The organism is Stenotrophomonas sp. SMYL8 (genome assembly GCF_036320065.1).
GTDB classification, from domain to species: Bacteria; Pseudomonadota; Gammaproteobacteria; order Xanthomonadales; family Xanthomonadaceae; genus Stenotrophomonas; species Stenotrophomonas maltophilia_A.
This window is the reverse complement of sequence record NZ_JAWIRR010000003.1, coordinates 246,596-269,523: the sequence shown is the minus strand read 5'-3', so window position 1 is coordinate 269,523 and position 22,928 is coordinate 246,596. Positions and strand designations below refer to the sequence as shown.

Annotated in this window: 19 protein-coding genes; 3 read left to right on the top strand and 16 right to left on the bottom strand. The window is 67.1% G+C overall.

From position 1 onward, the window contains the following. Positions 1 to 378: 378 nt before the first annotated feature. The 16 genes from bamA to V3B25_RS04950 form a co-directional block, all read right to left on the bottom strand. Entirely contained in the window at positions 379 to 2,742 is a 2,364-nt protein-coding gene (bamA, locus tag V3B25_RS05025) for an outer membrane protein assembly factor BamA (RefSeq protein WP_049421648.1), read from the bottom strand. 74 nt (positions 2,743 to 2,816) lie between these two features. Further along, a complete protein-coding gene (gene rseP / locus V3B25_RS05020; RefSeq protein ID WP_329810240.1) occupies positions 2,817 to 4,175 on the bottom strand; it encodes an RIP metalloprotease RseP in 1,359 nt (452 codons plus the stop codon). 55 nt (positions 4,176 to 4,230) lie between these two features. Then, a complete protein-coding gene (locus V3B25_RS05015) occupies positions 4,231 to 5,421 on the bottom strand; it encodes a 1-deoxy-D-xylulose-5-phosphate reductoisomerase (protein WP_049399539.1) in 1,191 nt (396 codons plus the stop codon). Positions 5,422 to 5,423: 2 nt separating this feature from the next. Next, on the bottom strand, positions 5,424 to 6,260 hold the full coding sequence (locus V3B25_RS05010; RefSeq protein WP_010486331.1) for a phosphatidate cytidylyltransferase: 837 nt from the start codon (positions 6,258 to 6,260) through the stop codon (positions 5,424 to 5,426). Further along, positions 6,257 to 7,024, bottom strand: coding sequence for a polyprenyl diphosphate synthase (gene uppS / locus V3B25_RS05005; protein WP_032127943.1), 768 nt, complete (start codon positions 7,022 to 7,024; stop codon positions 6,257 to 6,259). Before uppS ends, V3B25_RS05010 begins: the two co-directional genes overlap by 4 nt. A gap of 5 nt (positions 7,025 to 7,029) precedes the next feature. Beyond that, on the bottom strand, positions 7,030 to 7,584 hold the full coding sequence (gene frr / locus V3B25_RS05000) for a ribosome recycling factor (protein ID WP_032127942.1): 555 nt from the start codon (positions 7,582 to 7,584) through the stop codon (positions 7,030 to 7,032). A gap of 96 nt (positions 7,585 to 7,680) precedes the next feature. Further along, positions 7,681 to 8,409, bottom strand: a complete 729-nt coding sequence (pyrH, locus tag V3B25_RS04995; protein ID WP_032127941.1) for a UMP kinase — start codon at positions 8,407 to 8,409, stop codon at positions 7,681 to 7,683. A gap of 121 nt (positions 8,410 to 8,530) precedes the next feature. Further along, positions 8,531 to 10,069 carry a GGDEF domain-containing protein gene (locus V3B25_RS04990; protein ID WP_329810238.1) on the bottom strand — a complete coding sequence of 513 codons (1,539 nt, stop codon included), beginning with the start codon at positions 10,067 to 10,069 and terminating at the stop codon, positions 8,531 to 8,533. A 258-nt stretch (positions 10,070 to 10,327) separates the two neighbouring features. After that, entirely contained in the window at positions 10,328 to 11,203 is an 876-nt protein-coding gene (tsf, locus tag V3B25_RS04985) for a translation elongation factor Ts (RefSeq protein WP_032127939.1), read from the bottom strand. A 126-nt stretch (positions 11,204 to 11,329) separates the two neighbouring features. Further along, entirely contained in the window at positions 11,330 to 12,136 is an 807-nt protein-coding gene (rpsB, locus tag V3B25_RS04980; RefSeq protein WP_005408748.1) for a 30S ribosomal protein S2, read from the bottom strand. 219 nt (positions 12,137 to 12,355) lie between these two features. After that, entirely contained in the window at positions 12,356 to 13,054 is a 699-nt protein-coding gene (locus V3B25_RS04975; protein ID WP_329810235.1) for a molecular chaperone, read from the bottom strand. Continuing rightward, complete coding sequence (locus tag V3B25_RS04970; protein ID WP_154353600.1) at positions 13,054 to 13,272, bottom strand: hypothetical protein; 219 nt, start codon at positions 13,270 to 13,272, stop codon at positions 13,054 to 13,056. The genes V3B25_RS04975 and V3B25_RS04970 overlap by 1 nt, the downstream gene beginning before the upstream one ends. A 230-nt stretch (positions 13,273 to 13,502) precedes the next feature. Continuing rightward, positions 13,503 to 14,540: a spore coat U domain-containing protein gene (locus tag V3B25_RS04965; protein WP_154352167.1), complete on the bottom strand. Its 1,038-nt coding sequence runs from the start codon at positions 14,538 to 14,540 to the stop codon at positions 13,503 to 13,505. Continuing rightward, positions 14,537 to 16,915: a fimbria/pilus outer membrane usher protein gene (locus tag V3B25_RS04960; RefSeq protein WP_121503842.1), complete on the bottom strand. Its 2,379-nt coding sequence runs from the start codon at positions 16,913 to 16,915 to the stop codon at positions 14,537 to 14,539. The genes V3B25_RS04965 and V3B25_RS04960 overlap by 4 nt, the downstream gene beginning before the upstream one ends. A 7-nt stretch (positions 16,916 to 16,922) precedes the next feature. Continuing rightward, positions 16,923 to 17,672, bottom strand: coding sequence for a molecular chaperone (locus V3B25_RS04955; protein WP_049399527.1), 750 nt, complete (start codon positions 17,670 to 17,672; stop codon positions 16,923 to 16,925). Then, the gene (locus V3B25_RS04950; protein ID WP_032127934.1) at positions 17,672 to 18,202 is read right to left on the bottom strand and encodes a spore coat U domain-containing protein; all 531 of its coding nucleotides are present in this window, start codon (positions 18,200 to 18,202) and stop codon (positions 17,672 to 17,674) included. The genes V3B25_RS04955 and V3B25_RS04950 overlap by 1 nt, the downstream gene beginning before the upstream one ends. 173 nt (positions 18,203 to 18,375) lie before the next feature. Here V3B25_RS04950 and map point away from each other — a divergent pair, with 173 nt between their 5' ends. From map to dapD, 3 genes are read left to right on the top strand one after another with little or no spacing between them, the layout of a single operon-like run. After that, the gene (gene map / locus V3B25_RS04945) at positions 18,376 to 19,218 is read left to right on the top strand and encodes a type I methionyl aminopeptidase (protein WP_080291753.1); all 843 of its coding nucleotides are present in this window, start codon (positions 18,376 to 18,378) and stop codon (positions 19,216 to 19,218) included. Between the two features lie 2 nt (positions 19,219 to 19,220). Next, positions 19,221 to 21,848 (top strand): [protein-PII] uridylyltransferase, encoded by a 2,628-nt coding sequence (locus tag V3B25_RS04940; protein WP_329810230.1) that lies wholly within the window; start codon positions 19,221 to 19,223, stop codon positions 21,846 to 21,848. After that, positions 21,848 to 22,927 carry a 2,3,4,5-tetrahydropyridine-2,6-dicarboxylate N-succinyltransferase gene (dapD, locus tag V3B25_RS04935; protein WP_032127931.1) on the top strand — a complete coding sequence of 360 codons (1,080 nt, stop codon included), beginning with the start codon at positions 21,848 to 21,850 and terminating at the stop codon, positions 22,925 to 22,927. Before V3B25_RS04940 ends, dapD begins: the two co-directional genes overlap by 1 nt. The last annotated feature ends 1 nt before the right edge of the window (position 22,928 follow it).

Sequence of the window (22,928 nt, the reverse complement as noted above, 5' to 3'; positions counted from 1 at the left end):
CGGGTGGCCCTGGCCAGCACACGCAAAAGCCCCTCCATGGTGCTCGATGGCGCCATCCATGGCGCCAACGGTCCTGTCCAGGGCCACCCGCCGCCTCTGGACAATTTCCCGCGAGCGCGGCCAAAAGCCCGTGCCGTGGAGTGTCATCTGAAAAACGAAAACGCCGGGCAATGCCCGGCGCTTCGTACCCCGTCTGGTGGAGAGCCCCCCTTCTGTTAAGGGGGGCGCGCCGCTGGGAATCGCAGGAGCGATTCCCAACGTTGCCATGCAACGGCCCGAAGGGCGCATGCCATGGATGGCATGCGTAACGGCGCGGGGGATAGGTGAAATGCGCGGGCAATTCACCGGAGGTGGATCAGTTCTGAGGAACGACGTTCCTCAGAACTGGCCACCGAACGTGAATTGCAGCCGCTCGATCTTGTCGCCGTCTTCCTTCTTCAGCGGGAAGGCGTAGCTGATCGAGATCGGGCCGACCGGGGCGCGCCACAGCAGGGCCACACCGGTGGACACGCGCAGTTCGTTGGCCTTGAAGTTGTCCACGCCGGTGTAGACGTTGCCGAAGTCGACGAAGGCCGACACGCGTGCCGACGGGCTGTCGAACAGGCGCGGGAAGTAGGCTTCGACCGAACCGACGGTCTTCAGCGAACCACCCAGCGGCTGGCCTTCCGGATAACCGCGGGTCACTTCGCGCGGGCCGAGGGTGTTGTCCTCGAAGCCGCGCACCGAGTTGGTGCCACCGGCGTAGAAGTTCTCGTAGAACGGCAGGCCCTTGGCTGTGACCGAACGCAGGTTGCCGGCCTCGTCAGGCACCATCGCGGTCTTGTCGCTGCCATAGCTGTCGCCGTAACCCACTTCGGCGCGGGTGTTGATGACCAGCGACGGCATGATCGGCCAGTACTTGCTGATCTGGTAGTTCAGCTTGTAGTACTCGATGGTCGAGCCCGGCAGCGTCGTTTCCAGGCCAACGCGCTGGTAGGTACCACGGGTCGGCATGAAGTAGTCGTTGCGCGAGTCGCGTGCCCAGCCCAGCTCCGTGCGCCATGCATGGAAGGTCTTGCTGCCCAGTACGTTGATGTAGTCGATGATCGACTGCGGCGTCGAGCCTGGGTAGGTGGTGATCTGGTTGCTGTCGATGCCGAACATCAGCGAGACGGTATCGGTCTCGGTGATCGGCACGCCGAACACCACCTGCGCCGAACCATTGGTGCTGTTGTACTGCGCGGTGTTGAAGTCGGAGTAGTCCAGTTCGCGCCAGGACAGGTTGTAGCCCAGCGACACGCCGTCATCGGTGAAGTACGGGTTGGTGTAGCTGAAGCCGTAGCGCTGCAGGTAGCTGCTGCGCGAGGCTTCGACCGACACGCGGTTGCCGCCGCCGAGGAAGTTGTTCTGCGACAGCTGCACCGAGGTGGTCATGCCGTAGGACTGCGAGTAGCCCAGGCCGAACACGAAGCTGCCGGACGTGGTTTCCTTGACGTTGTAGACGACGTCGACCTGGTCGTTGCTGCCGCTCACGGCCGGGGTTTCAACGTCCACCGACTCGAAGTAGCCCAGGCGCTGCAGGCGGATCTTGGAGCGGTCGATCGCGGCCTGCGAGTACCAGCTGTTCTCGAACTGGCGCATTTCGCGACGCATCACTTCGTCGGACGTACGCGTGTTGCCACGGAACAGGATGCGACGCACCGACACGCGCGGGCCGGGCACGACCTGCATGTTGATCGCCACGGTCTGCTCGGGGCGGTTGGTGGTCGGGATCGGGTTCACCTTGGCGAACGCGTAGCCGATGTTGGACAGCGAGTTGGTGATGGTGTCCGAGCTGAATTCCAGCAGCGCACGCGAGAACGTGTCGCCGGACTTCTGGATCACCATGCGCTCGACGTCCTCCTGCGGAAGGATCGTGTCGCCGCTGACCTTGATCTCGGAGATCTTGTACTGCGCACCTTCGGTCACGCCGGCGGTGAGGAACATGTCGCGCTTGTCGGGGCTGATCGACACCTGGGTCGAATCAATGCTGAAGTCGACATAGCCGCGGTCGAGGTACCAGGAATTGAGCTTTTCCAGGTCGCCGGACAGCTTTTCCTTGGAGTACTGGTCGTCACGGCGGTACCACGATGCCCAGTTGTGCTCCTTGGACTCCCAGGTCTCCAGGATGTCCTTGCTCTCGAACTTCTCGGTGCCGACCAGGTTGACGTGACGGATCTTGGCCGCCTTGCCTTCCTTGATGGCGATCGCGATGTCCACGCGGTTGCGGTCCAGCGGGCTCACCGTCGGGGTGATCTCGACGTTGTACTTGCCGCGGTCGTTGTACTGGCGGCGCAGTTCCTGGGTCACGCGATCCAGGCTCAGGCGATCGAAGGTGCCGCCCTCGGTCAGGCCGATGTCGGACAGGCCCTTGAGCAGCTGCTCGGACTTGATGTCCTTGTTGCCGGTCACGGTCAGCTTGTTGATCGCCGGGCGTTCCTTGACGGTCACCACCAGGATGCTGCCCTGGCGGTCCAGCTGCACGTCTTCGAAGAAGCCGGTCTTGTACAGGGCGCGGATGGTCTCGCCGACCTTGTTGTCGGTGACCGTCTCGCCACGCTCCACCGGCAGGTAGGTGAATACCGTGCCCGAGCTGATGCGCTGCAGGCCATCCACGCGGATGTCGCTGACAGTGAAGGGCTCGGCTGCCTGGGCCAGGGCGGGAGCGCCGGTGACGGCGGCGAGGGCGAGGGCCAGCAGGCGGCGATTGGGGAGTCGCGTCATGTCACGTCCGGTAGGAAGGTCGATTTCATTGGTGCGGGATGCCGACGCTGTAGACGGCAACAACGTGGAAAAGTTCATCGCGGGACCAGGCCGAGGATGTCGTTGTAGAACGCCAACCCCATCAGCCCGGCCAGCAACGCCAGGCCGATGTACTGGCCGGCGGCGATGGCACGCTCGCTCAGCGGGCTGCCCTTGACCAACTCGATAAGGTAATACAGCAGGTGGCCGCCGTCCAAGATCGGGATCGGCAACAGGTTGATGATGCACAGGCTGAGTGACAGCAGGGCAAGGAACTGCAGGAACCAGTCCAGGCCGCGTTTGGCCGAGATGTTGGCTACCCGGGCGATGGTGACGGGCCCGGAAACGTTCTGCAGCGAGGCTTTGCCGGTGACGATGCGGCCCATCATGCCCAGCGAATCGGCCGCCAGGCGGCCGGTTTCGCGCACGGCCACGGTGACCGCGTCGAGCGGGCCATAGCGCAGCAGGGTGTCGTAGGTAGGGCTGAACGAGGTCGGGAACTGCACGCCGATCTGCCAGATCGGCTCGCCCTTTGAATCCTTGCCCTGGCGCGGGGTGACTTCCAGCGCCAGGCGCTCGCCGCCCCGCAGGACCTCGATCATGCCCGGGCCGCCGGCGCGGCCCAGCGTCTGGATCTCGCCGATGACCTGGTCGGCGCCGTCGATGCGCTGGCCGTCGATCGCTACGATCAGATCGCCCGGCTGCAGCTGCCCGGCCACCACGGAGTCCGCGGTGAGCGACTCGACCAGCGCCGGTTGCAGCCACGACTGCCAGTACAGGCCAGCCAGGATCGGCACGCGCCGTTCATCGAAGCCGGGGGGCAGCTGCGACAGCGGCAGGCTGCGCACGCGCACCTGGTCGGCCGGGTCCAGCACTTCCAGCTTCACGTCGCGGCGGTCCATCGCGGCGGCGGTCAGCGCCATGCTGGCCTCGCCGAGGGTGACCACCGGGCGCTCGTCCACGCGCAGCACGCGGTCGCCGCTGGTCAGGCCGGCGCTGGCGGCGATGCCGCTGACACGGCCGATGGTCGGCGAATAATCCTGCTTGCCGATCACGAACATCGCCCACAGCAGCAGGATGCACAGCAGCAGGTTGGCGATCGGTCCGGCGGCGACGATGGCGATGCGCTGCCAGACGGTCTTGTGGTTGAAGGCCTGGCCGCGCTCGTGCGGGTGCACTTCGACCTCGCGCTCGTCCAGGAACTTCACATAGCCACCCAGCGGGATGGCGGCGATGGCGAACTCGGTGCCGTGCCTGTCCCGGCGCGACCACAGCGGCCGGCCGAAGCCGACCGAGAAGCGCAGGATCCTGACCCCGCACAGGCGCCCGACCCAGTAATGCCCGAACTCGTGGAACGTGACCAGCAGCCCGAGGCTGACAATCATCCACCAGACCGATCCGATGAAGTCAGTCATGCAGGCTCACAGTGGCGGGCAGGGGCGGCGTCGTCATGCTGGGCGAGGCGGTCGTTCAGGCGGCGTCGATGGCGTTCAGGGTCAGCTGGCGTGCCCGCTGGTCGGCGGACAACAGGACCTCCAGTGTATCGGCTGGCTGGGTCGGCAGTGTTGAAAGAGCGTTAGCAACCAGCTCCGGGATGGTCAGGAAACCGATCCGGCCCTGAAGAAACGCTGAAACCGCCTCTTCATTGGCAGCGTTCAGCACCGCCGGGGCGGTGCCGCCGGCCTGCATCGCCTGCCAGGCCAGGGCCAGGCAGGGGAAGGCGTCGGTGTCCGGGGCCTCGAAATCGAGCCGGCCCTGGGCCAGCAGATCCAGCCCGGATACGCCCGATTCAATGCGTTGTGGCCAGCCCAGGCCAACGGCCAGTGTGGTGCGCATGTCCGGCAGGCCCATCTGCGCCAGAGTCGAGCCGTCCACGAACTCGACCAGCGAGTGGACCAGGCTCTGCGGGTGCACCAGCACTTCGATGCGCTCACCGGGGATGCCGAACAGGTGGTGGGCCTCGATCACTTCCAGGCCCTTGTTCATCAACGTCGCCGAATCAACCGAGATCTTCGGCCCCATCGACCACTTCGGGTGGGCAACGGCCTGGGCCGGGGTGACCTGGGCCAGTTCGGCGCGGCTGCGGCCACGGAACGGGCCGCCGGAGGCGGTCAGCAGGATGCGGCGCACGCCGGCGCCATCCACGCTGGCATCGCGCGAGCGCAGGCACTGGAAGATCGCGCTGTGTTCGCTGTCGATCGGGATGATCTCGGCGCCGGCGCGTTCAGCGGTGCGGGTCAGCAGCTCACCGGCCAGCACCAGCGATTCCTTGTTGGCCAGCAGGATGCGCTTGCCCGCGGCGGCGGCGGCCAGGGTGGAAGACAGCCCGGCCGCACCGACGATGGCGGCGACCACGGTGTCGCAGGCATCGCTGGCGGCCAGCTGGTCCAGCGCGGCATGGCCGGCATGCGCCTCGGTGGCCAGTCCGGCATCGCGCAGGCCATCGCGCAGCTCAGCGAACAGCGATTCGTCGGCGATCACCGCGTGCGCGGGCCGGTGCTGGCGGCACAGTGCCAGCAACGCCTGCACCTGACGACCGGCGGCCAGCACGGTGGCCTGGTAGCGCTGCGGGTGGCGGGCGATCACGTCCAGCGTGGAGGCACCGATCGAGCCGGTGGCGCCGAATACGGCGACCCGGCGCAGGTCTGCGACAGCATTCATGGTCAGAACCCGAAGATTTCCTTGCCGAGTGCGAACACCGGCACTGCAGCCAGAACGCCGTCGACACGGTCGAGTACGCCACCATGGCCCGGAATCAGGTGGCCCGAGTCCTTGGCGCCCGCGTGGCGCTTGATCAGGCTTTCGAACAGATCACCCAGCACCGAGGCGAACACCGCCACCACCGAAGTGATCAGCAGGCCCGGCAGGTGTGCGGTATCGATGCCGGCCAGCCAGCCCAGGCCGACGGCCACGGCGACACCGGCCAGCAGGCCGCCGAACAGGCCTTCCCAGGTCTTGTTGGGGCTGATGCGCGGGGCCAGCTTGTGCTTGCCGAAGTGACGGCCTGCGAAATAGGCGCCCGAATCGGCCGCCCAGACCAGTGCCAGCGCAGCCAGCAGCCACAGGTGGCCCTGCTTGCCCGGCGGATCGCCGCCGGCATGGATCAGCACCAGCGCGGCCCAGGCCGGAACGATGGCCAGCGTACCGGCCAGCATCTTCACGATGCGCGAGGGTGCCGACGGTTGCGCGCCGAAATTGAAGAAGCGCAGCCAGACCAGCGCCGCCAGCCACCAGGCAACACCGGCCAATGTGGTGATCTGGAACAGCACCAGCGTGCTGCCATCGGCCCATACCAGCAGCACCATCAGCAGCAGGTTCAGTACCAGCAGCACGGTGCGCGCCAGGGTGTCTTCGATGCCGGCCAGCTTCAGCCACTCCCACAGGCCGATCAGCAGCACCGCAGCGGCCGCCGCTGCCAGCCATTGGGTCGGCAGCAGCAGGATCGCGGCAATGGCGACCGGCGCCATGATCAGCGCGGCAAGGACTCGGGTCTTGGTCATGGGCTGGAAGTCTCGGTGGCCAGTGCGGCGATCTGGGCGCTGGTCAGGCCGAAACGACGCTCACGGCTGCCGTAGGCGTCCAGCGCCTGCTGCAGCAGGGCGGGATCGAAGTCTGGCCACAGCGCCTCGGTGAACCACAGCTCGGTGTACGCCAGCTGCCACAGCAGGAAGTTGCTGATGCGGGTGTCGCCACCGGTGCGGATGAACAGGTCCGGTGGCGGCAGGTCGGCCAGGGCGACCTGGCTGCCCAGCAGCGATTCGTCGATCTGTTCGGGCAGCAGGCGGCCGGCGGCGACTTCAGCGGCCAGCGCGCGCGCGGCACGGGCGATGTCCTGGCGGCCACCGTAGCTGGCGGCGATCGACAGGGTCAGGGTGGTGTTGTCTGCGGTGCGCTGCTCGGCCAGCTGCATGCGGCTGACCAGCCCGGCACCGAAGCGTTCGCGCTCGCCGATGAAGCGCACGCGCACGCCACGCCGATGCAGCTCGTCCACTTCGCGGTCGAGCGCGCCGAGGAACAGCTTCATCAACGCATCGACTTCTTCCTGCGGCCGGCCCCAGTTCTCGCTGGAAAACGCGAACAGGGTCAGCGCCGGAATGCCCAGCTCAAGGCAGCGCTCGATGGTGCGGTTGACCGCACGCGCGCCGGCCCGGTGGCCGATCACGCGCGGACGACGGCGCTGCTGTGCCCAGCGTCCATTGCCATCCATGATGATGGCAATGTGGCGGGGCAGGGCGGCCGGCAACGGAGGCGGGACTGAAGGCATCGACTTCAGACCGACAGCAGTTCTTTTTCCTTGTCGGCAACGACCTTGTCGACGTCCTTGATGTTGGTGTCGGTCAACTTCTGGATGTCGTCCTCACCGCGCTTCTTCTCGTCTTCGCTGATCGCCTTGTCCTTGACCAGCTTGGCGATTTCCTTGTTCGCGTCCTGACGGATGTTGCGGATCGCGATCTTGGCGCCTTCGCCTTCCTTCTGCACCTGCTTGGCCAGCTCCTTGCGGCGCTCTTCGGTCGGCGGCGGCATGTTGATGCGGATCGCGGTGCCCAGGGTGTTCGGGGTGAACTCGGCGTTGTAGAGACCCTTTTCGATCTCCTTGATCATGCTCTTGTCGAACGGCGTGACCAGCAGCGAGTGGGCGTCGGCGTTGGAGATCGATGCGACCTGGTTCAGCGGGGTGCTGGCGTTGCCATAGGCGCTGACCGTGACGCGGTCCAGCAGGGCCGGGGTGGCGCGGCCGGTGCGGATCGAGGTGAGGGTGTGCTTCAGAGCGTCGATGCTCTTGGCCATGCGCGTCTGCGCGTTGTTCTTGATGTCGTTGAGCATCGCCCGGTCCTGGGTGTAACTGGAATCGGGCGATTATAGGCGAATACGGGACGCTGCCGGGCCAGAATCGGCCCGCAGCTCGCCTGGCGCTCAGGCTCAGGCCGGGTCGCGGCCCTGGACCAGGGTGCCGATGTTCGCGCCGCTGAGGATCTTCAGCAGCTCGCCCGGCTGGCCCATGTCGAACACGCGCATCGGCAGGTCGCTGTCTCGGGCCAGTGCGAAGGCCGCGGTATCCATCACTTCCAGGCCGCGGCGGATCACTTCGTCGTAGCTCAGGCTGTCGAAACGGACCGCGTCGCTGTGCTTGTTCGGGTCCTTGTCGTACACGCCATCGACCTTGGTGGCCTTCAGCAGCAGGTCGGCACCGATCTCGATCGCACGCAGCGCGGCGCCGGAGTCGGTGGTGAAGAACGGGCTGCCGACGCCGGCGGCGAAAATCACCAGGCGGCCCTTTTCCAGGTGGCGGATGGCGCGGCGGCGGATGTAGTCCTCGCACACGTCATTGATCTTGATCGCGCTCATCACGCGGGCCTTGGCGCCCAGCTTTTCCAGGGCGTCCTGCATGGCCAGGGCGTTGATGACCGTGGCCAGCATGCCCATCTGGTCGCCGGTGACCCGGTCCATGCCGCCGGCGGCCAGGCCGGCGCCGCGGAAGATGTTGCCGCCGCCGATCACCAGCGCCACTTCGGCACCGGCCTGCTGGGCTTCGATGACCTCACGGGCCAGGCGATTGATGATCTTCGGGTCGATGCCGTAGTCCTCATCTCCCATCAGCGCCTCCCCGGACAGTTTCAGAAGGATGCGGCGATAGGCGAGCTTGGACATAGGGACCTCGGGTGCGTGGAAATCGCGGGCGATTCTACGCGCATGCGGCGTTGGGCCAAAGTGTTTTGTGCACTGCGGCGCGAAATCCTGCCGTCCGCCCCGCTCACGCGGGGCGTCCCGTTCAGCCCAGCTCGGCGCCGGCGGTGGCTGAAAGCTCGTCGTGGCCGAGGGCGCCGGGGGAGCGGGCGATCACCCGGTTGCGGCCCAGGTTCTTCGAGCGGTACAGCACATCGTCGGCTGCGCGCAGCAGGTCCTGCACGTCGGCAAAGCGTTCGTAGCCGCCCTGGGTGGCCACGCCGGCGGAGAACGTGACGAACAGCGGGCCTCCCTCCAGTTCGGCCATCGGCGTGGCGACGATGTTGGCCAGCACACGCCGGATCACGTCCAGCGCCACCGATTCACTGGTGTTGGGCAGCAGCGCGACGAATTCCTCGCCACCGAAGCGGGCCACGGTGTCGCTGTTGCGCAGCTGGCCCTGCAGCTTGCCGGCAAAGGCGCGCAGCACCTCGTCGCCGGTCAGGTGGCCGTGGGCATCGTTGATCTTCTTGAAGTCGTCCAGGTCGATGAAGGCCACCGACAGCGGCCAGCCCTGGCGCCCGGCGCGCAGGAACTCCTGTTCCAGCACCGCCTCCAGCTGGCGGCGGTTGAGCACGCCGGTCAGGGCGTCGCGGTGGGCCTGGTCGGCCAGGCGCTTGGCCCGCGCCTCGAATTCGTCGGCGCGGCGGCGTGCCTGATCGGCATCCTGCAGCTCGCGCAGGTTGCGCAGGGTGGCCAGTTCCTGCGCGTGGTCGATCAGCTCCCGGACCCGCGAGGGCGAGTTCAGGCCGGCCTCGAACAGGCTGGCGATATCCGGAAGGGCATCGCTGATACGGGTCAGCACCTGATCGAAACGGGCGCTGTCGAGCTCCAGCCGGTCATGCACCTGGTGCAGGGCGCGTTCGCGGGCGGCATCGGCGTCTTCGTCCAGCCAGATGTCGGCGACAGCGCCGGACAGCTGTACGCAGGCCTGGAACGGCGAATCGGCAGCGTCGTCGTCCTCGCTGTGGCTGATGCTTTCCACCAGGTAGCGCGGCAGGCCCCATTGCTCGGCCACCCAGGCGCCGACATCGGCGTGGCTGCAGCCCAGTTCCTCGCGCTCGCGTGCGACCAGATCGGTATTGTCACGGGCTTCGCGCAGCAGTGGCAGGTAGCGCTCCGATTCGGTCTGGGCCAGGCACAGCACGCCCAGGTCCTGCAGCAGCCCGGCCAGCATCAGTTCCTCCAGCCGGCGCAGGCCGCGCGCCTGGCCCAGCTGGCTGGCGGCCAGGGCGCTGAGAATGCTGCGCTTCCACGCGCGCTGGCGCAGGTCGTGGTCGGCACCGCCGCCACCGGTCAGGCCCTGGGTGACGGTGAAGCCGAGGGCGAGGCTGATCGTGGCATTCAGGCCGAGCATGGTCAGCGCCTGGCCGAGGTTCTCGATGCGGCGGCGGCTGGCGTACAGCGGCGAATTGGCGATGCGCAGCATGCGAGCGCTCAGCGCCATGTCGATGGCGATGATGTCGGCGGCGGTGGCGATGTCCGCTTCCGGGTCCTGGGCCAGTTCGATGATGCGCAGGGCAATACCGGGTGGCGAAGGCAGGTTGCGGCAGAGCGCCAGGGCAGCTGTCAGCTCGGGAGGCATGTCGGGTCGTTCAATTCCATTAGGACAAGAATACCTAGGAATGCATCACAGTCCGCGATTTTCGTTCCTGCTATGTGACTGTGGATTCCCTGCGCCGAGTATCGGCTTGATTCGCGCGCAACGCAAAGGTGCCGGTTGTGCGCACCAACGGTGCGCACCCACCGATGGGGCATGGGTTCATCCCTTGGCCCATACGTAAAAAAGGAGCCGCGGTTTCCCGCGGCTCCTTCTGGTCGCTTCACAGCCGGAAGGCTGGAATCAGACCTGCATCGCCTTGGCAACTTCAGCGGCGTAGTCTTCCACCACCTTCTCGATGCCTTCGCCGACGATCAGCAGCTTGAAGCCAGCCACGTCGGCGCCAGCGGCCTTGACCACCTGCTCGACGGTGGTGTCGCCCAGCACGTAGGTCTGGCCGTACAGGGTCACGTCGCTGACGATCTTGTTGATCTTGCCGCTGATGATCTTTTCCAGGATCTCGGCCGGCTTGGCCTTGTCCTTTTCGGACATCTTGGCCAGCTCGATTTCCTTTTCCTTCTCGACGAACTCGGCCGGGACGTCCGCAGCCTTGTTGTGCGGCGGCTTCAGGGCTGCCACGTGCATGGCCAGGCCACGGGCCAGCTCGACGTCGCCGCCGACCAGGTCGACCAGCACGCCAACCTTGCCGTTGGTGTGGACGTAGGCGCCGATGGTGTTGTTGCCATCAACCTTCACCATGCGACGGATCTGGATGTTTTCACCCAGGGTCTGCACGGCGGTGGCGCGGGCTTCTTCAACGGTGCGGCCATCGGCCAGCTTGGCAGCCTTCACGGCTTCGACGTCGTTGGCGCCCGATGCCAGGGCGGCAGCGGCGACGGCATTGACGAAGGACTTGAAGTTGTCATCGTTGGCGACGAAGTCGGTTTCCGAGTTGACTTCGACCAGCACGGCCTTGCCGCCATCCTGGGCCAGGCCCAGACGGCCTTCGGCGGCCACGCGGTCAGCCTTCTTGTCGGCCTTGGCAGCGCCGGACTTGCGCATGGCCTCAGCAGCAGCGTTGATGTCGCCGTTGGCTTCGGTGAGAGCCTTCTTGCATTCCATCATGCCGGCGCCGGTGCGCTCGCGCAGTTCCTTGACCAGGGAAGCAGTGATTTCCACGGGATTACCTCACGAAAGAAAGGGGTTGGGCCGGCATGGTGGCCGGCCCGTGTGACACGGTCCTGTCACGCGCCAAAGGCTGCGCGCAGGGAGGGTGGACGCCGGGCGTCCACCCCGGGGCCTGGATCAGGCCTGGGCGTCGTCGCCCTTCTTGGCAGCCTTCTTGGCCGGAGCGCGGCGGGCCGGCTTCTCTTCGCCTTCAGCAGCGGCTTCGGCGAACTCTTCCTCACGCACCGAAGCAGCGTGCGGAGCAGCAGCCTTGCCTTCCAGCACGGCGTCGGCAGCGGCGCGGGCGTACAGCTGCACAGCGCGGATGGCGTCGTCGTTGCCCGGGATGGCGTAGTCCACCAGTTCCGGGTTGTAGTTGGTGTCGACCACGGCGATGACCGGGATGCCCAGCTTCTTGGCTTCCTTGATCGCGATGTCTTCGTGGCCGATGTCGATCACGAAGATGGCGTCCGGCAGACGGTTCATGTCCTTGATGCCGCCCAGCGAGGCTTCCAGCTTGTCGCGCTCGCGACGCAGGCCCAGCACTTCGTGCTTGACCAGCTTCTCGAAGGTGCCGTCGGTTTCACCGGCTTCCAATTCCTTCAGGCGGGCAACCGACTGCTTGACGGTACGGAAGTTGGTCAGGGTGCCGCCCAGCCAACGCTGGTTCATGAACGGCATGCCACAACGCTCGGCTTCTTCCTTGATGGTTTCGCGGGCGCTGCGCTTGGTGCCCAGGAACAGGACGGTGCCGCGCTTCTGGGCAACCGACGAGATGAAGTTCATCGCATCGTTGAACAGCGGGACGGTCTTTTCCAGGTTGATGATGTGGATCTTGCCGCGGGCGCCGAAGATGTACGGAGCCATCTTCGGGTTCCAGTAGCGGGTCTGGTGGCCGAAGTGGACGCCGGCTTCCAGCATCTGACGCATGGTGACCTGGGGCATTGCAATACTCCTGATATGGAACCGGCGATTCCGCCCGCGGGATAGGTATGCGGGACGCGTGGAAGCGCGGATGGTTCCGGGGTTGGGCTTCCCTGTTGCCTCCGTGGCCGAACTCCTTGCGGAGCACCCCGGCACGGATGGGGGCAGCAGGTGTGGATTCACCGGTGACGTCCGGTGTGGACGGTCTCCCGCGCACGCAGGCGGCAGGAATCCGGTCGATTATAGCCCGCTGGGAGCGCTCGCTGCAATTGCCGGGTCCGGCGCGGTCAGATCGACCACGCGGCCGTCCTGCAGCCGGGCCTGGAAATGGCCACCGGCATAGCCGTCGGCATGGACGGGGAGGGCCCAGCGGCGTTCCCGGCCCGCCAGCAGGTAGCCGGCCAGTCCCGGCAGCAGCAGGGTGCGGCGTCCATCGCCGGCGACGAACGCAAGATCGTGCAGGCGGGCGTGAACGGAACCTGCGTTGCGCAGTCGCAGAAGAGGCTGCGACGTGCCGGGCTCGATCCCGGCATGCAGGTCCGGCCGCGCCAGGGGCGTCGCATGCCCCCGGAACAAGGGCAGCGAGTAGCGTGGCAGGTCCGGTCCGCTGGGGCTCAGGATCACCCGGTAGGCCTGCTCGACGGCAACGGGCGACGTCTCCCGAGGCAGCAGCCAGATGCGTTGACGGGTGCCGGGCGGGAGGTCGAGCCGGGAGGGGCTGGCCAGGATCTGGTCGCTGGGCCGCAGCTTTTCCGCATCGACCTGCTGTTCCCAGGCCAGGATCCGAACCTCGCCCTGCCAGCGGCCGGGCCCGGGGTTGTACAGCCACAGCTCGCCGTGCCCCCCTTCGGCGGGCAGCTGCAGGGTGGTGGGCACCAGGTCCAGTGCCGCAGCGGGCAGTGCCAGCAGCAGTGCCAGCAGGCTCAGCAGGATGCGCATCAGTAGATGAGGGTCACGGCAGGCGCCGCGTCGTCGCTGTCGGCCGGCGGCGCGAGGTCGCGGATCTGTTGCGGAAGCTCGGGCGCGTCGCTGCTCCGGTGCGGTGCCGCGCATCGGGTGTTGCCGGCATCACTGCTGCAGCCCTCGACCACAGTCAGCCGGATCTGCAGGGAGGTGCTGCCGGGATCGGCCCACGCGGGCATACTGGCGACCAGCATCGCCCCGATCAGAAGTGCGCGAACCACCTGCCATCCACCGTACTGTAGGACCCGTTGCGCGGTATCGGCCGGATCGGCCGAATCTGTAGGGTCGACTGCCAGTCGACTGGTCCTGGCGCAGGAATGATGCGCGCATCCACGCACGGCGTGGATCTACCGGAACCCACCCCGGTGGATGCCGACCATTCCAATCCATCCCGGTGGATGCCGACCGTTGGTCGGCACACAGGTCAGTAAGTGATCGTCACCTGCACCAGATCGTTGTAGGTACCGGCCGGGGGCTGGCCGGTGACCGCCGGCACCCGGCCATGGATGGTCAGCTGCTGCGCGCTGCCACTTCCGGTGCCGCCAACGGTATCGACATTGAGGGTATTGCCCCAGCGCAGGCTGCGCGCGGCGTCGCGGTACAGCTCATAGGGGAGGTAGTAGGTGCCGCTGCCAATGGTGGTGGCCATGCGCCGGGTGGTGGAGGCGGCGGGGTTGTTCTGGCCGTTGTTGAGGCTGATCTGGTAGGCGGTGTTCTTCAGGCAGGTCAGCGTGAGCGTGGCGGTCCGGTCGATGTTGGCGGAAATGCTGCCGGTGACGTTGCCGAAGTCCATGTTGGTGGTGACGTAGCTGCCGCATTGCGGCAGCACGTTGGCAGTGGCAGTGAAGCTGAAGGCCGCACTGGCGCTGTTGGTGCCGGTTGCGCCGCCGTTGCAGGCGGCCGGCACGGTGGCGTTGCCGAGCAGGACTTCGTTCCAGGCCCAGGTGAGCACCACGTTGGCGCCACTGAAGGTGCTGCTGTAAGCACCCGAAGCGAGGATCTGGTTGGCGGGGATCTGCGCGAACAGCTGCACGGACTGCGCACCGCTGCCGCCGGTCAGCAGCGGCACGTTGTAGCTCATGGTCAGTTCCTGCGCCGGCGGCGTGCCGCGTGGCACCAGGCCGGTGACCTGGCCGTAGCTGGCGTTGTTGTAGAGCTGGAAATTCATGGTGTCGCTGGTGGAAGTGGACATCGTGCGGAAGGTGGAGCTGCTGCCGCCGCCACTGCCTGCGCCGACACCCACGCAGACGCGGACGCCGGTGGTGGCCAGCAGGCTCAGTGCGGCGGTGGTGCAGGTCACCGTGATGTTCAGCGTCGCCGCCGTAGGGCCGGGAGCGTTGCTGTTGATGTTGCCGAACGGCAGGGTCGGGTTCGCGGTTGCCGTGCAGACCGCTGTCGCCTGGGCCGGTAGTGCCGCGAGCAGGCCGGCGAACAGCAGCATGCCGAGCAGCAGCACTCTCATGGCGCCACCTCCGGGATGCACGGCAGCGGAGCCGGCTTCGGCCGGGCGCCGGACGCCACTACCTTGGGCTGCTCGGGTACCTTCACCCGGCACTGGCCGCGGCTGGTGGTGATGTACAGCACGCTGCCGGCAGCGACGTCTTCCAGATACAGCAGGCCGTCATAGCCCACCGTGGCCTGGCGTCCGCCGGGCAACTGCACTTCGCTGCCCACTTCCAGCGGCTGCCCGTCCATGCTCTGCAGCGTCAGGCTCAGAGAGGGCCGCGAGCGCAACTGGAATGTCACGTGGGTCCCAGCGCGCTGGCGCGGCGTCACCCAGTCCTCGATGCGGTCGGCACGCATGTCCTCGGGCAGGTCCAGGGTGTCGATCGAGACCCGGTTGCGCTGCCAGGACAGCAGCGGGCTGACCAGCAACAGGCCACGATCATCGGTGACGCCGATCAGGCGGTTCTCCAGCCGCACCGGCACGCCACCGACACCATTGGTGCTGATCACCGCGAATGCATCGGAGACCTCGCGGGTGGCAAACGCGTGCCCGCCCATCCAGACCAGACTGCCACTGGCGCTGCCGTAGGCATAGTTGAGCCCGCCCTGGCGCGAGGCCCCGAAGGAGTAGCGGCCGACGTCATTGAGGATGCCGACTTCGGCCAGGCCGCCACTGCCGTCCTCGCCGTGGCGCACCTGCGCGCGCCAACCGATGCCGCCTGCACTGCCATCGCCGGGCACCGGCTGGGTGACGTCGGCCACCCAGGTCTGGCTGTCGCCATTGCGCTGGCTGGACAGGCTGGCCTGGCGGTTGTTGCCCAGGCTGGCGGTTACCGACAGATAGATGCTGCGGTCATCACTCTGGTCCAGGTTCTGGTTCACCGAGAGGTAGGCTGACCAGCGCTGGCTCCAGGTCCGCGACCAGAACAGGCTGGCGTAGCGGTTGTCTTCGCCATCGGGGTAGCGCAGGCGCAGGTAGCTGGCGCTGAGCGTGCCCAGCCGCAGCAGGTCGGCGCCGACCGTGGCCTGTTCGCTGATGCTCGGCGGCAGGTTGCCCTGCAGTGCGCCCAGGTCGCGGTAATCACCATGGCTGCGCACGGTGCGCAGATTGACGTTGAGTCGGCGGTTGTTCCAGCTGTAGCCCAGTGCCCATTGCCCGCCCTGCAGGCCCTGGTAGTCACTGTGCGCATAGGCGGCGTTGAACACGCCCGCGCCACCCAGCAGCCACCAGCCGCCGATGCCGGCCTGGGCCAGGCCACCACCGCCTTCGGCATGAGCCTCGCCGGTGAACGTGTCACTGATGCCACCGCGCCAGCTGGCACTGGCCACGGTGCGGTCGTCGTAGGCGAAGGAGCGTTGGCCGAAGTCCTCACGCAGGTGGCCGATGCCGGCGGACCAGTCCGACAGGCCCTTGGCCAGCAGCTGCTGGGTGCCATAGAAGCTGAAATCCAGGGTCTGCATGCGGCCGAACGCATCGGTCACCACCACCTGTGCGCTGCCGGTGCCGCTGATCCCCGGCTGTGCGGCCAGCTGGAACGGGCCGACCGGGACCTGGCCGCTGTACTGGCGCAGGCCATCGACGTACAGCTCGACCGTGGACGGCACCACCGCCTGGCCGAGGAAACTGGGCGTGGGGGTCAGCACGCGATAGGGCTGCAGGCTGTAGTTGCGACCGATCTGCAGGCCACCCAGGCGCACCGGACGGGTCCAGTCGACGAAGCCGCTGTAGAAATCGCCGACCTCCAGCGTCATCGCCTGGTCGGGGAAATCCAGGCTCCAGCGCGTATCCAGGCGCACGCTCTCCCCTCGCCAGCGACGGTCGCCAGGCTGCTGGTAGCGCCTGCTGACCGCGGTGTTTTCGAAGGTGCCGTTGCCGACGCCGAACAGGCGCAGTTCGGAGCTCAGGCTGAGGTTGCCCAGCGTATCCACCCGGCTGCCATACACGTCGTAGTTGAGCAGCAGTCCGGGTGAGGCACTGCCTGCGGGCGCGCGTGTCTGCGGGCGGCTGAGCACGGTGGTTGGCAGGGTCAGCTGGTCCAGTGGCACGTCCAGCGCCAGGGTCTGCAGGCGTGCGTCATAGCGCACCACCGCGCCGCTGATCTGGTCCAGGTACACCGGTGCATCGCCGTGGGCGTTGAAGCCGAGCTGGCGCAGTACGTCGGGGCTGGCCTGCAGGCGGCCACGGTTCTCGATGAAAGGCAGCAGTCCGCGTGGGGTGCTGTTGAGCGAAACGTCCAGGTACAGCGTCTGGTTGGCGGTCAACGGTGTGGGCGGTGGCAGCATCGCATCGGCGGAGATGCCTGATACATCGGCGGTGGCGGTAGCCGCTGCACCGGACACATCGGCGGCTTGGGTCGCCGCAGGAGCCAGGGCAGCAAGCAGCGCGCCCATCAACGCCTCAGCGAGCCGATGGGGGCGACAGCGGCGTCTGTTCCGACTCGCCATTGAGCTTGGCCGTGATCTGGTCGTTGTCGCGGTCGATCGCCGTGCGCTCGATCGGCCAGCGCATCACCTGCCCGGGCAGCACGTAACCCAGCAGTCCGGGATGCACGATGCGTGGGCGCGTGGGGCTGCCCAGCGCAAGATCGGCGATCTGCGCATAGCTGTTGCCTGCGTTGGCCACCTCGACGCCGTTGCGGCCATCGGGCAACTGCACCAGGCGGGCCTGCAGCTGCGGCGCAAGCTTGCCGGCGGCGGGCTGCACGAACACCGGTATCGAATAGCGCAGCACGAACTGCATGCCGTCGGCGCGGGTGGCCAGGTCGGGCACCTCGTCGACAATCAGCCTGTAGTACTGCTGTGCCGGCGGTGGCGTCCTGTCCGGACGCATCACCCGGACCAGCTGCTGCTGCCCGGCAGCCAGTTCCTGCATCGGCGGGGTGACCACCAGTTCATCGGTGGGCAACAGTTGCTCCTGGCCGTCCTGCTGCACCCAGCGGAACACCCGAACCTGCAGCTTCACCGGCGAGGTGCCACTGTTGGTCAGCCAAAGCTCGCCGGCACGCTGGCGCGCTTCCAGCTGCAGGCTGGTCGGGGCGACCTGCAGGCTGGTGGCTTCCACCGGGGCGGCGAATACCAGGCTCAGGACGAGCAGCGCCACGCCGGTGGCGCGCCACGGGCGGGGTCCGGCCATGCGGGCGTGCTCCATCAATAGGTGATCGTGGCGGTAACCGTATCCAGGTAGTTGCCGGTCGCCGGGTTGTTGGTGCTCAGGTTCAGGATCTGGCCGTAGACGATGTAGGGCACGGCCAGGCCGGTGCCGATGCCAGCCTGGGTGTTGGTGCCGGAGGTGGCACCCCAGACCAGGGTGTGCGCGGCGTCCTGGTAGAGCTGGTAGCCGACGTAGTTGTTGGCGGTCACCGCGGCGTTGGTGTTCTTCATCCGGCGAGTGGTGACGTCATTCGCGGTGCTGGCATTGGCACCCGCATTCAGTGAAATCGTGTACGGGGTCAGTGCCGAGCACTGGGCGGTCACCGTGCCCTGACCCAGGGTGGGGGTCGCGGTGGTCGAGGCCGCCGTGCCGAAGTCAACGTTGGTGGCGGCAGCAGCCGTGATCGTGCAGGCCTTGGTCACCACCAGGGTGACATTGAAGGTGGTGGTGTCTGCGGCCAGGGCCGGGCCGGACAGCAGGACCCCGGCCAGGGCCCAGGCAAGCGGGGAACGAAGCGCGGATCGCATGGACAACCTCCCTGACCCGAAGGTCCGTTGAACAAGGCGAAGGCGGCACGTTCGGCACCGCTTCGGCGACGGTGACCCCAGCTTAGGAGGCGTAAGTGTCTGTATTCCGTGATAAACAGGGAGACGAAAGGGTGGCGGCGATCACGCTTTCACTTTCCTTGCCGGAACCGTGCATGGCCCGGATCGCCAGTTGGGTGGCGTTCGTTCAGATTGCGGCCGGATCGGCGATAATGGGGGCCATGAGCGTGAATCTGAAAACCCCGCAGGAAATCGAGATGATGCGAATCGCCGGCCGCATGGCCAGCGAAGTGCTCGACATCGTCACCCCCCACGTCAAGCCCGGTGTCACCACCGAGGAACTGGACCGCATCTGCCACGACCACATCGTGAACGTGCAGGGCGCCGTTCCGGCCAACGTCGGCTACCGCGGCTTCCCGAAGACCGTGTGCACCTCGGTCAACAACGTCATCTGCCATGGCATCCCCAGCGAAGGGAAGGTGCTCAAGGATGGCGACATCATCAACATCGACGTCACCGTCATCAAGGATGGCTGGCACGGCGACACCAGCCGCATGTACTTCGTCGGCACCCCGTCGGTGATGGCCCGCCGCCTGGTGGAAACCACCTACGAAGCCATGTGGCGCGGCATCCGCGCGGTGCGTCCGGGCGCGACCCTGGGCGACATCGGCCATGCCATCCAGAGCTATGCCGAAGGCGAGCGTTTCAGCGTGGTGCGCGAGTACTGCGGCCACGGCATCGGCAAGGTCTACCACGATGAGCCGCAGGTGGTGCATTACGGCCGCCCGGGCCAGGGCCTGGTGCTGCAGCCTGGCATGACCTTCACCATCGAGCCGATGATCAACGAGGGCACCCGCTACAACAAGGTGCTGCCGGATGGCTGGACCGTGGTGACCAAGGACCGCAAGCTGTCGGCACAGTGGGAGCACATGATCGCGGTCACCGAGACCGGCGTGGACGTGCTGACCCTGTCGCCGGGCGAGTCGCAGGTCTCCTGACGATGCTGCCGGCGAGTTCGCTGCTGGACACGCCGGCCGCGTCGCTCAACGACCTGGACTGGGCTGCTGCCGCGCGCCAGGCGCTGCAGCAGGCCGACGCGCGCCTGTACCGCCGCTTCGACCAGGGCGACAACATCGAGCGCCTGCTGGCACTGCGCGCGCGCGCTGCCGACCATCTGATCCGCCTGGCCTGGCAGCGCTGCCTGCCGGCCGACAGCGGGCTGTCGCTGTTCGCGGTCGGCGGCTATGGCCGCGGTGAACTGTTTCCGCGTTCGGACATCGACCTGCTGGTGTTCGGCGATCCGCCGGCACAGCTGGCCCATGAGGCGGCGCTGGCACGCCTGTTCGCGCTGCTGTGGGACTGCGGATTGGCCGTCAGCCATGCGGTGCGTTCTGCATCGCAGTGCCGCGAGGCGGCAGCGGACCAGACCGTGCTGACCGCGCTGATCGAGGCGCGCCCGATCCTGGCCGATGATGTGGCGCGCCGCGCGCTGCGCGAGGCCGTCGACGATCGTGAACTGTGGCCGGCGCGCACCTTCTTCCTGGCCAAGCTGGAAGAGCTGCGCAACCGACACCAGCGCTTCGGCGACACCGCCGACAACCTGGAGCCGGATCTGAAGGATGGCCCCGGTGGCCTGCGCGATCTCAACACGCTGGGCTGGATGGCACTGCGTGCGTTCGGCGTGCGTGACCTGGAGGCGCTGGTCGGGCTCGGCCATCTGGGCGCAGACGAAGCGGCAGCACTGAAGCGCGAACGTGCGGTGCTGGCGCGGCTGCGCTTTGGCCTGCATCTGGTCGCGCGTCGCCCGGAAGAGCGCCTGCGTTTTGATTACCAGAAGACCTTGGCGGCACGCCTGGGCTTTGAAGACGATGCCGAGAACCTCGGTGTCGAGAAGATGATGCAGGGGTTCTACCGCGCCGCGCTGGTCGTGCGCCGGATCAGCGACCGCCTGCTGCAGCGCTTCGAGGAACAGTTCGATGGCGAGGCGCAGCCGGAGCCGCTGACCGTGGGTTTTTCCCTGCGCCGTGGCTACCTGGCGGCCAACGAGGCCGACTGGCCGCGCGGCGATATCGGCCAGGTGTTCGCGCTGTTTGCCAGCTGGGCCAACAATCCGCAGGTGCGCGGCCTGCATTCGCTGACCGCGCGTGCGCTGGCCGAAGCGCTGCCGCTGCTGCCGGCCTACGACCAGGCTGATGCCGATGCACGCGAGCAGTTCCTGGCGCTGCTGCGCGGCCAGCGCCCGGTCGATACGCTCTCGCGCATGGCGCGGCTGGGCGTGCTTGGCCAGTGGATTCCCGCGTTCGCCCAGGTCAGCGGGCGCATGCAGTTCGACCTGTTCCATGTTTACACCGTCGACCAGCACACGCTGATGGTCCTGCGCAACATCGGCCTGTTCGCCAGCAGTCGCGCCGACGAGCGCTTCTCGATCGCGCACGAAGTGTGGCCGCGCCTGCGCAAGCCGGAACTACTGCTGCTGGCCGGCCTGTTCCATGACATCGCCAAGGGCCGTGGCGGCGACCATTCGGAGCTGGGCGCGGTGGACGCGCGCGCGTTCTGCCAGGCGCATGCGCTGAGCACGTCCGACACCGAACTGGTGGCGTGGCTGGTCGAACAGCACCTGCGCATGTCGGTGACCGCGCAGAAGCAGGACATCGCCGACCCGGAGGTGATCCATCGCTTCGCCACCCTGGTCGGCAGCCGCGACCGCCTGGACTACCTGTACCTGCTGACCTGCGCCGACATCGCTGGCACCAGCCCCAAGCTGTGGAATGCATGGAAGGACCGCCTGCTGGCCGACCTGTACTTCGCCACCCGGCGCGCGCTGCGCGAGGGGCTGGAACACCCGGTGCCGGCGGCCGAGCGCGTGGCCGAAGCGCGTGACAGCGTGCGCGCGCTGGTGCGCGAGCGGGGTTACGACGATGCCACCATCGACCGCCAGTTCGCGGTGATGCCCGACGAAGGCTTCATCCGCCTGCGCCCGGAGCAGCTGGCCTGGCAGGCTGCCGCGCTGGTGCCGGTGAAGCAGGGCCAGGCGCTGGTGAAGGTACGCCGGATCAGTGTCGACGATCCCGCGCTGGAAGTCTTCGTGCATTCGCCGGACCGCGACGGCCTGTTCGCGGCGATCGTGATGACGCTGGACCGCAAGGGCTACGGCATCCACCGCGCACGCGTGCTGGACGGTCCGGCCGATACCATCTTCGATACCTTCGAAGTGAACCCGGCCGATACCTTCGCCGATGGCAGCAGTGCCAACCTGGAAGCGGCGCTGCGCGACGCACTCAGTGGTGACCTGTCGCGCCTGCGGCCGTCACGCCGGGTGGTGCCACGGCAGCTGCGGCACTTCCGCTTCGCCCCGCGCATCGAATTCCGCGATGAGCCGGGCGCAACCCGTTTCGCCCTGGTCGCCCCCGACCGCCCCGGCCTGCTGGCCGATGTGGCGTTCGTGCTGCGCAATCAGGGCCTGCGCGTGCATGATGCGCGCATTGCCACGTTCGGCGAACGCGCCGAAGACACCTTCGTGATCAGTGACGAACACGACCTCCCCCTGACTGAACCTGCCCGGCAGCAGCTGCATGACGCGATGCTGGCCTGCCTGGACCCTGATCGAAACGCCGGAGACCCCGCCTGATGGCCACCAAGCCCGCCAAGAAGACCGCCGCGACCCCCAAGAGCGCAGCGGCCCGGAAACCTGCTGCTGCCGCACCGGCCGCGAAGAAGACCCCAGCGCCGAAGAAGGCCGCTGCGGTGACGGCCCCGGCGAAGAAAGCGGCTGCGGTGAAGCGTGCTGTGAAGAAGCCGGCGCCGGCCAAGAGTGCCGAAGCGGTCCGCGCCGAAACCATTGCCCGCAAGTCGCTGCGCAAGCCGTCGGCCCCGGGCGTGGAAGAGCTGAAGTTCGGCATCGAGAGTGCCTTCGAGCGCCGCGCTACCTTGACCCTGCACGAGCTGGAAGGCTCGACCAAGCCGCTGGTCAACCGCGTGATTGACGGCCTGGAGAGCGGTGAGTTCCGTGTTGCCGAGCCGGACGGACAGGGTGGCTGGAAGGTCAACGAGTGGCTAAAGAAGGCCGTGCTGTTGTACTTCCGTGTCAATGACATGGCCGTGGTCGATGCGCGCCCCGCACCGTTCTGGGACAAGGTCGAATCGCGCTTCGCCGGCTATGACGAAGCGAAGTTCCGCCGTGGTGGCGTGCGCGTGGTGCCGGGCGCGATCGCCCGCCGCGGCACCTACTTCGGCAAGGACGTGGTGCTGATGCCGAGCTTCACCAACATCGGCGCCTATGTCGGCGAAGGCACCATGGTCGATACCTGGGCCACCGTCGGTTCCTGCGCGCAGATCGGCCAGCACTGCCACCTGTCCGGCGGCGCCGGCATCGGCGGCGTGCTGGAGCCGCTGCAGGCCAGCCCGACCATCATCGAGGACCACTGCTTCATCGGTGCGCGCTCGGAAGTGGTGGAAGGCGTGGTGGTCGGCCACCACAGCGTGATCGGCATGGGCGTGTTCCTCAGCCAGAGCACCCGCATCTACAACCGTGCCACCGGCGAAATCACCTACGGTTACATCCCGCCGTACAGCGTGGTGGTGTCCGGCTCGCTGCCGAGCAAGGACGGTACCCACTCGCTGTACTGCGCGGTGATCGTCAAGCAGGTTGATGCCAAGACCCGCAGCAAGACCAGCGTCAACGACCTGCTGCGCGGCCTGGCCGACTGAA

What these genes read in the sequence shown, in the direction of transcription:
- bamA (WP_049421648.1), bottom strand. Translation starts at nt 2,742, where the DNA reads ATGACGCGACTCCCCAATCGCCGCCTGCTGGCCCTCGCCCTCGCCGCC.
- rseP (WP_329810240.1), bottom strand. Translation starts at nt 4,175, where the DNA reads ATGACTGACTTCATCGGATCGGTCTGGTGGATGATTGTCAGCCTCGGG.
- V3B25_RS05015 (WP_049399539.1), bottom strand. Translation starts at nt 5,421, where the DNA reads ATGAATGCTGTCGCAGACCTGCGCCGGGTCGCCGTATTCGGCGCCACC.
- V3B25_RS05010 (WP_010486331.1), bottom strand. Translation starts at nt 6,260, where the DNA reads ATGACCAAGACCCGAGTCCTTGCCGCGCTGATCATGGCGCCGGTCGCC.
- uppS (WP_032127943.1), bottom strand. Translation starts at nt 7,024, where the DNA reads ATGCCTTCAGTCCCGCCTCCGTTGCCGGCCGCCCTGCCCCGCCACATT.
- frr (WP_032127942.1), bottom strand. Translation starts at nt 7,584, where the DNA reads ATGCTCAACGACATCAAGAACAACGCGCAGACGCGCATGGCCAAGAGC.
- pyrH (WP_032127941.1), bottom strand. Translation starts at nt 8,409, where the DNA reads ATGTCCAAGCTCGCCTATCGCCGCATCCTTCTGAAACTGTCCGGGGAG.
- V3B25_RS04990 (WP_329810238.1), bottom strand. Translation starts at nt 10,069, where the DNA reads ATGCCTCCCGAGCTGACAGCTGCCCTGGCGCTCTGCCGCAACCTGCCT.
- rpsB (WP_005408748.1), bottom strand. Translation starts at nt 12,136, where the DNA reads ATGCCCCAGGTCACCATGCGTCAGATGCTGGAAGCCGGCGTCCACTTC.
- V3B25_RS04975 (WP_329810235.1), bottom strand. Translation starts at nt 13,054, where the DNA reads ATGCGCATCCTGCTGAGCCTGCTGGCACTGCTGCTGGCACTGCCCGCT.
- V3B25_RS04970 (WP_154353600.1), bottom strand. Translation starts at nt 13,272, where the DNA reads ATGCTGGTCGCCAGTATGCCCGCGTGGGCCGATCCCGGCAGCACCTCC.
- V3B25_RS04965 (WP_154352167.1), bottom strand. Translation starts at nt 14,540, where the DNA reads ATGAGAGTGCTGCTGCTCGGCATGCTGCTGTTCGCCGGCCTGCTCGCG.
- V3B25_RS04960 (WP_121503842.1), bottom strand. Translation starts at nt 16,915, where the DNA reads ATGGGCGCGCTGCTTGCTGCCCTGGCTCCTGCGGCGACCCAAGCCGCC.
- V3B25_RS04955 (WP_049399527.1), bottom strand. Translation starts at nt 17,672, where the DNA reads ATGGAGCACGCCCGCATGGCCGGACCCCGCCCGTGGCGCGCCACCGGC.
- V3B25_RS04950 (WP_032127934.1), bottom strand. Translation starts at nt 18,202, where the DNA reads ATGCGATCCGCGCTTCGTTCCCCGCTTGCCTGGGCCCTGGCCGGGGTC.
- map (WP_080291753.1), top strand. Translation starts at nt 18,376, where the DNA reads ATGGCCCGGATCGCCAGTTGGGTGGCGTTCGTTCAGATTGCGGCCGGA.
- V3B25_RS04940 (WP_329810230.1), top strand. Translation starts at nt 19,221, where the DNA reads ATGCTGCCGGCGAGTTCGCTGCTGGACACGCCGGCCGCGTCGCTCAAC.
- dapD (WP_032127931.1), top strand. Translation starts at nt 21,848, where the DNA reads ATGGCCACCAAGCCCGCCAAGAAGACCGCCGCGACCCCCAAGAGCGCA.